Below are 6,513 nucleotides of genomic sequence, written 5' to 3'. Positions count from 1 at the left end.
CGAGTTGGAGTGTCGTACTCTACGTGAGAAGTAGCGATTGTGATACCGCGCTCACGCTCTTCTGGAGCGTTATCGATAGATGCGAAGTCACGAGCAGCACCGCCGTATACTTTAGCAAGTGTTGTACAGATAGCTGCAGTTAGAGTAGTTTTACCGTGGTCAACGTGGCCGATAGTACCAACGTTTACGTGCGGTTTTACACGTTCAAATTTTTCTTTAGACATGAGTAGTCCCTCTAGGTACGGATTTAGGTGGCCCGAATTGACCACGCAACCAAAAAAGATAATTGGTAAATCTTATATCAAAAGGAGATAACTTTGAGAGCTGGTGCTGATAGGCAGACTCGAACTGCCGACCTCATCCTTACCAAGGATGCGCTCTACCACCTGAGCTATATCAGCACTCAAATTAGAGTGGAGCGGGCAGCGGGAATCGAACCCGCATCATCAGCTTGGAAGGCTGAGGTAATAGCCATTATACGATGCCCGCAACACGTAACTCTGAGAGCTATTTCCTAAAGAATATGGTGGAGGGGGACGGATTCGAACCATCGAAGGCAGTGCCGGCAGATTTACAGTCTGCTCCCTTTGGCCACTCGGGAACCCCTCCAAATTTTTAAGCCATTCTTACTACAATTGTTTCCACTAGAAACAGGAAAGAATGGTGCCGACTACCGGAATCGAACTGGTGACCTACTGATTACAAGTCAGTTGCTCTACCTACTGAGCTAAGTCGGCATAAGTGGTGCGCATTCTATTGAATGATTTTCTAGGTTGCAATAGCTATTTCAAAAAAAATCGTAAAATTCGACTTTTTAGAATCGATTGCTGCAAAATCATACAAACCTCGCTTTTTAAAGCAAACTTTCGAGCTTTGTCGTTTGCTTTGCACGGAGCTTGTTGTATGTTCTTGCTCTCAATGAAACCAAGGATAAAAGAGACCCATGAGTCCATTTTTGTCATTTGACCGTGCCGAATGGGCAGAATTGCGCAATTCTGTTCCGATGACACTCTCTGAAGACGATCTGAAAGCGCTTCAAGGCATTAATGAAAACCTCACTATGGAGGAAGCGGTAGAGATCTACCTTCCTTTGTCTCGTCTTTTAAATCTGTACGTTCAGGCTCGCCAAAGTCGTAACTCTGTACTTCAGCAGTTCCTCAACACGGAAGAACATGCTCCACCCTTTGTTATCGGCATTGCCGGCAGTGTGGCGGTAGGAAAGAGTACTACCGCACGACTTCTAAAAGCATTGCTCTCTCGTTGGGAGAACCATCCGAAAGTCGCCCTTGTGACAACAGATGGTTTCTTATATCCAAAGAAAGTGCTGGAAGAGAGAGGCATCATGCATCGTAAAGGCTTTCCGGAATCTTACGATATTAAACGCTTGGTAGAATTCGTTTCAGATGTAAAAGCAGGTCAACCAAACTTAGAAGTCCCAGTTTATTCACACATTACGTACGACATTACTGAAGAACGAAAGAAAGTAGATCGTCCAGATGTACTGATTATCGAAGGGTTAAACGTTCTGCAAAGTGGTATGGACTATCCGCATGCTCCACATCGCGTGTTTGTCTCTGACTTCCTAGACTTCTCTATTTATGTTGATGCAGAAACTGAGACCATTGAGCAATGGTATGTAGAACGATTTTTGAAATTCCGCCAAGGTGCATTTACTCAGCCAGGCTCTTATTTTAGTCATTACACGCAATTGTCTGTCGAAGAGGCGAAAAACAAAGCTAAAGAAATTTGGCAGAGCATTAACGGGCTCAATCTAGAACATAACATTCTGCCAACTCGCGAGAGAGCCCATCTAATTCTGCACAAAGGTCCTAGTCATCTCGTCGACAAGGTGTCGTTGAGAAAGTAACCTCTATTAGGCACTAGACTCGAGGTTAATCACCTTTCCTTAGGGAGATCTCACCACCAACGTAGGTCTCCAATCCATTAGTGGTTTCTAATACTACACCACCTTGCTGATCGATGCCCTTTACTACCCCATGGATTTCTCTAGGTCCCATCAATAGCTTTACAGGGCGTCCAATAAAGTTGTCTAAACGATTCCAACGCTCTACAAACCCACCGAGCCCTGTCATTTCATATTCTTCTAGTGCTTTCTTCCAGTGTTCAATCAGGTTAATCGCTAACTGGTTACGATCGATATCTAGGCTATCGCTCACTTGGTTTAAGGTTGTCCACGGTTGATCGATTTCAGGTTGCAAGTCTGGCATACCGATATTAAGCCCCATGCCAATAACTAGATGCGCTGCCCCACCGGCTTGCCCTGACATTTCAACTAAAATGCCTGCAAGCTTTTTATCTTCGTAGTAAACATCGTTCGGCCATTTGAGTTTCACGCCTTGGATACCCATCTCTTCAATAGCTTCCACTGCTGCGATACCAACAACTAAGCTCAACCCCATAGCCGCTGCCATACCAGCATCCAAACGCCAGTACATCGACAAATACAAGTTAGTCCCAAAAGGCGATATCCATTGGCGTCCACGTCGTCCTCTTCCTTTTGCTTGATATTCAGCCAAACATACGCGCCCCTTATCGGAGTCATCGACTTTCTCGAGCAGATATTGGTTGGTTGAATCTATAACCGAGATGAGTTCAAGTTGAGTATCAACATGAGCTTGAAGCCTTTGCTCATCAAGCAGTTGTAAAGGCTGAGCTAGCTGGTAGCCACGTCCTTGAATCCGGTAAATGTCTACGCCCCAATCATTAAGACCTTTGATGTGCTTTGCAATAGCAGCGCGTGATATACCCAATTCTTGCCCTAAGGCTTCCCCAGAATGAAAATCACCGTCACTTAGCGCTTTGAGAATATGCAGTTTTGCAGAGTGTTCCTTTCTCATCGCGTAGCCTCAATCTCACTTAGGTTAGTCTCGCCCTTGTTATTCATAAAACGAACTTCATGTTCTAGTTCAATTTGGTATTTATCCCAAACGGTCCTTTTTACCAAAGACGCAAGCTCGACAACGTCATTGGCACTACAATTATCAACATTAGTTAGAACCAAAGCTTGGAGTGGATTTACTTGAGCACCGTTCACTGATGCCCCCTTCAAACCACATTGGTCGATTAACCAACCCGCAGCGACTTTCATTCCTCCTTTCGCAGGGTAAGCCACCATATTGCTGTGCTTTTTGATAAGTTGATCGTAATGATCTTGGCTGATCACTGGATTTTTAAAAAAGCTTCCTGCGTTACCAACTTTTGCAGGGTCTGGCAATTTTTCCATTCGCACTTGGCATACACGCTCAAAAATGGTTAGGGGACTAAGCTCTTCTTCAGGAATACTTTGCAAAGGACCATATTGATTGATCGCCTTCCATTGCTTTGGCAGTTTGAGACCGACCGCAGTAATAAAGCATTTTTCATATAATGCATGCTTGAAGATCGAATCACGATAGCCAAATTGGCACTCTTCTGCTGTCATGCGTTTGGTCGTGAAGTTCTCCAAATCGAGGATATCTACGTATTCACACACATTTTGCAGTTCCAATCCATAGGCTCCGATATTTTGAATAGGTGCCGAGCCTGCACAGCCAGGGATGAGTGCGAGGTTCTCAATACCTCCCATGCCTTGTTCTACACACCATTGAACAAGCGCCGGCCAATCCTCACCGCCTTCAATGTGCAATAGATAATGAGCACCTTCTTCAGTAACAGTTTTACCCATTAATCGGTTAATGATGACCATACCTTCATAGTGTTGAGTAAACAGCATGTTACTGCCCTTACCTAAAAATAGCTTCGGTAACTCTAGGTAAGCTTCATCTTTAAATAGCTGAATAACATCATCGATAGTTTCAACGATCGCTAAATAAGCACAGGTTTGTTCGATACCAAATGTGTGGAAAGCCTTGAGGCTCGCATGTTTCTTAATTTCCATAGTGGATTTGCAACGCCAGATGAGATTCTCTTAAACTGTAGCCATTCTACCTTAGTTATGTTTTAGCCGCAGTGACAATACCTAGCTCATTAATCATAGAAGTGTTAAATCCGATCAAACTACCTCTGATCAAGAGATTATACAAAGCACATTACCCTGCCGGAAAAGCCAAGCGTGATGAGCTGATCATCACCGCAAGTTTAGAAGGAAAAATCGTTGCTCTCCTTAGAATGAAAGCGGTCGAAAAGTCTCGCTTGCTGACTGGTATGCTTGTTGTTCCGGAATGTAGGGGAACAGGGGTCGGTCAAGCATTACTTACTCATTGCGAAAACACTGTTTTCAACAATGGAGATTATTGCTTTGCTTTTAATCATTTAGAGGCTTATTACTCTCAACATGGATTCAAAACCATTGATAGCTCTGAGCTTCCAAACTCATTGAAAATGGCTTATTTACGGTACGTGGACAGTGGCAAAGATCTCATTCCAATGCAATTCATTACTTCTAGTGCTTCAAACAGTGCGCTTTTGTAGCCAGAGAAATCATATCTTTGGTAAAATATCAGGTTCGCAATATTGCACTTAATTAAGGTACTCACACCGGTATGATAGTAAGTAGGAACCCATTCGAACAGTTGCCAAGTCTCGCAGTTAAGCCTGAAGACTTCGAAGTTCTGCACGCAGCAGATGCTTTCAGAGCTCGTCTTCTTGATGCGATCAGCAAAGCAACGTCACGAATTTACCTAGTCGCTCTATATCTGGAAGATGATGAAGCTGGACGTGAAATTTTCACAGCGCTTTATGAAGCGAAACAGCGCAATCCTGGATTGGACATCAATATCTGTGTAGATTGGCACCGAGCGCAACGTGGTCTCATTGGTGCAGAATCATCTGAAGGCAACGCAGCACTTTACAAGGCATTCGCAAAAAAATACCAGCACTCAATTCCTGTATACGGTATTCCTGTACGAGGCAGAGAAGTCTTTGGTGTACTTCATCTTAAAGGCTTCATCGTAGATGACACCGTCATTTACAGCGGAGCAAGTCTTAACAACGTATACCTACAATACAATGGTCGTTACCGCTTCGATCGCTACCATGTCATTCAACACAAAGCATTAGCAGACTCGATGGTAGGATTCATTCAGGATGAAATGATCGCCCACCCTGCAGTTAATGATCTTGCAGATAAAGATAAACCTGACACAAAAGAGATCAAAGCGGACATTCGCCAACTTCGCTCTTCTTTAGCTCGTGCTAATTACGAATTTAAACCCGAAGTAGCCAGCGAAGACGAAGTGAAAGTTACACCGCTGGTAGGTTTAGGGAAGCGCCGTAATTTACTCAACCAGAAAATCGTTAAGCTGCTTGCAGCTGCTCAGAACGAAATCTTTATCTGTACACCTTACTTTAACTTCCCGAAAGCGATTAATCGTGAAGTTAAACGTGCAATGAAACGTGGTGTAAAAGTAACAATCGTGGTTGGTGACAAGACTGCAAACGACTTTTACATCTCTCCTGAAGAAGAGTTCAAAACTATTGGTGGTTTACCATATCTGTACGAACTCAACTTACGTCGTTTCGCTAAAGCGAATGAAGCAAGCATTGCTGCTCGCAAATTATCTATTCACCTTTGGAAACATGATAACAATAGCTTCCACCTAAAAGGTATCTGGGTTGATAAGCGCTACATGCTTATGACAGGTAACAACCTAAACCCTAGAGCATGGTCACTAGATCTTGAAAATGGTCTTTTAGTTCAAGACAACTTCGCGAAGATGACAGACAAATTTGAACAAGAGGTGGCAAACATTCTAGAGCACACTCAGCTTATTTGTACTTACAAGCAATTAGAGAAAGTGGAAGACTATCCAGTCAGTGTTCAGAAGCTGGTCCGTAAGATCACACGTATCAAAGCTGATGGTGTACTAAAACGCATTCTTTAAAATGCTTCGATAGTAAACTTACAGAGCCCAGTATGAAAATACTGGGCTTTTTTATTATGTACAGCTAGCGACATAGATTACAACATTGTTGCTTTCTTTAAGTATTTAGACTGACACTTCGATATACAATGGGATGAGACGACTTTGTATTCTAAGAAATTCAACAAGATAACAGGTCCAAGATTGTAACGAAAAGGCTCCAGCATTTCTGCTGGAGCTTTAAATATGACAGGGGTAGATTGGATCAAAACTCCGAGATTCGATAGGACTTACTGCCAAGGGAGCTGGAGATCTAATCTCAAAACGCACGATTCTGGCATTAGGAGAATCAGATACTCTTCCAACTAGACTGGTACTCTTTTCTTCATATACGAAAGAGGCTCTAGCATTTCAGCTAGAGTCTTAAATATGGCAGGGGTAGATTGGACCGGCACTCCGGAGATTCGATATGGCTTGCTACCAAGCGGACTGGCGGCTCAGCTCCCAACACACACTATTTGGGCATTAGGGGAATCCCCTGCTCTTCCAACTAGACTGGTACTCGTTCCTTCATATACGAAAAAGGCTCTAGCATTTCTGCTAGAGCCTTAAATATGGCAGGGGTGGAGAGATTCGAACTCCCAACACGCGGATTTGGAATCCGCTGCTCTGCCAATTGGAGCTACACCCC

At 43.6% G+C, this 6,513-nt stretch carries 6 protein-coding genes and 4 tRNA genes; 3 read left to right on the top strand and 7 right to left on the bottom strand.

The window, feature by feature from the left end; all coding sequences use genetic code 11:
- The 5 genes from NL647_RS26925 to NL647_RS26905 all read right to left on the bottom strand — a co-directional run.
- A partial coding sequence (locus NL647_RS26925; protein ID WP_009697551.1) for a GTP-binding protein occupies window positions 1-224 on the bottom strand: 224 nt, incomplete at its 3' end.
- A gap of 101 nt (window positions 225-325) precedes the next feature.
- Window positions 326-401, bottom strand: a tRNA-Thr gene (locus NL647_RS26920).
- Window positions 402-414: 13 nt separating this feature from the next.
- Window positions 415-489 (bottom strand) — tRNA-Gly (locus tag NL647_RS26915).
- 35 nt (window positions 490-524) lie between these two features.
- Window positions 525-609 (bottom strand) — tRNA-Tyr (locus NL647_RS26910).
- Window positions 610-661: 52 nt separating this feature from the next.
- Window positions 662-737, bottom strand: a tRNA-Thr gene (locus NL647_RS26905).
- Window positions 738-943: 206 nt separating this feature from the next.
- On the opposite strand from NL647_RS26905, the gene coaA reads away from it, so the two are divergent.
- On the top strand, window positions 944-1,867 hold the full coding sequence (gene coaA, locus NL647_RS26900) for a type I pantothenate kinase (protein ID WP_005451114.1): 924 nt from the start codon (window positions 944-946) through the stop codon (window positions 1,865-1,867).
- Between the two features lie 25 nt (window positions 1,868-1,892).
- Here the strand turns inward: coaA and birA are convergent, their stop codons facing one another.
- Complete coding sequence (gene birA, locus NL647_RS26895) at window positions 1,893-2,858, bottom strand: bifunctional biotin--[acetyl-CoA-carboxylase] ligase/biotin operon repressor BirA (RefSeq protein ID WP_050902250.1); 966 nt, start codon at window positions 2,856-2,858, stop codon at window positions 1,893-1,895.
- A complete protein-coding gene (gene murB / locus NL647_RS26890) occupies window positions 2,855-3,898 on the bottom strand; it encodes a UDP-N-acetylmuramate dehydrogenase (protein WP_253650901.1) in 1,044 nt (347 codons plus the stop codon). The genes birA and murB overlap by 4 nt, the downstream gene beginning before the upstream one ends.
- A gap of 101 nt (window positions 3,899-3,999) precedes the next feature.
- Between murB and NL647_RS26885 the strand changes: the two genes are divergently transcribed.
- Both NL647_RS26885 and pssA read left to right on the top strand, forming a co-directional pair.
- Entirely contained in the window at window positions 4,000-4,431 is a 432-nt protein-coding gene (locus NL647_RS26885; RefSeq protein ID WP_017191164.1) for a GNAT family N-acetyltransferase, read from the top strand.
- 71 nt (window positions 4,432-4,502) lie between these two features.
- Entirely contained in the window at window positions 4,503-5,843 is a 1,341-nt protein-coding gene (gene pssA, locus NL647_RS26880; RefSeq protein ID WP_253650900.1) for a CDP-diacylglycerol--serine O-phosphatidyltransferase, read from the top strand.
- Window positions 5,844-6,513: the final 670 nt, after the last annotated feature.

The organism is Vibrio sp. Y29_XK_CS5 (assembly GCF_024181835.1).
Lineage (GTDB): Bacteria > Pseudomonadota > Gammaproteobacteria > Enterobacterales > Vibrionaceae > Vibrio > Vibrio harveyi.
This window is presented reverse-complemented; position numbering and strand designations above follow the sequence as displayed.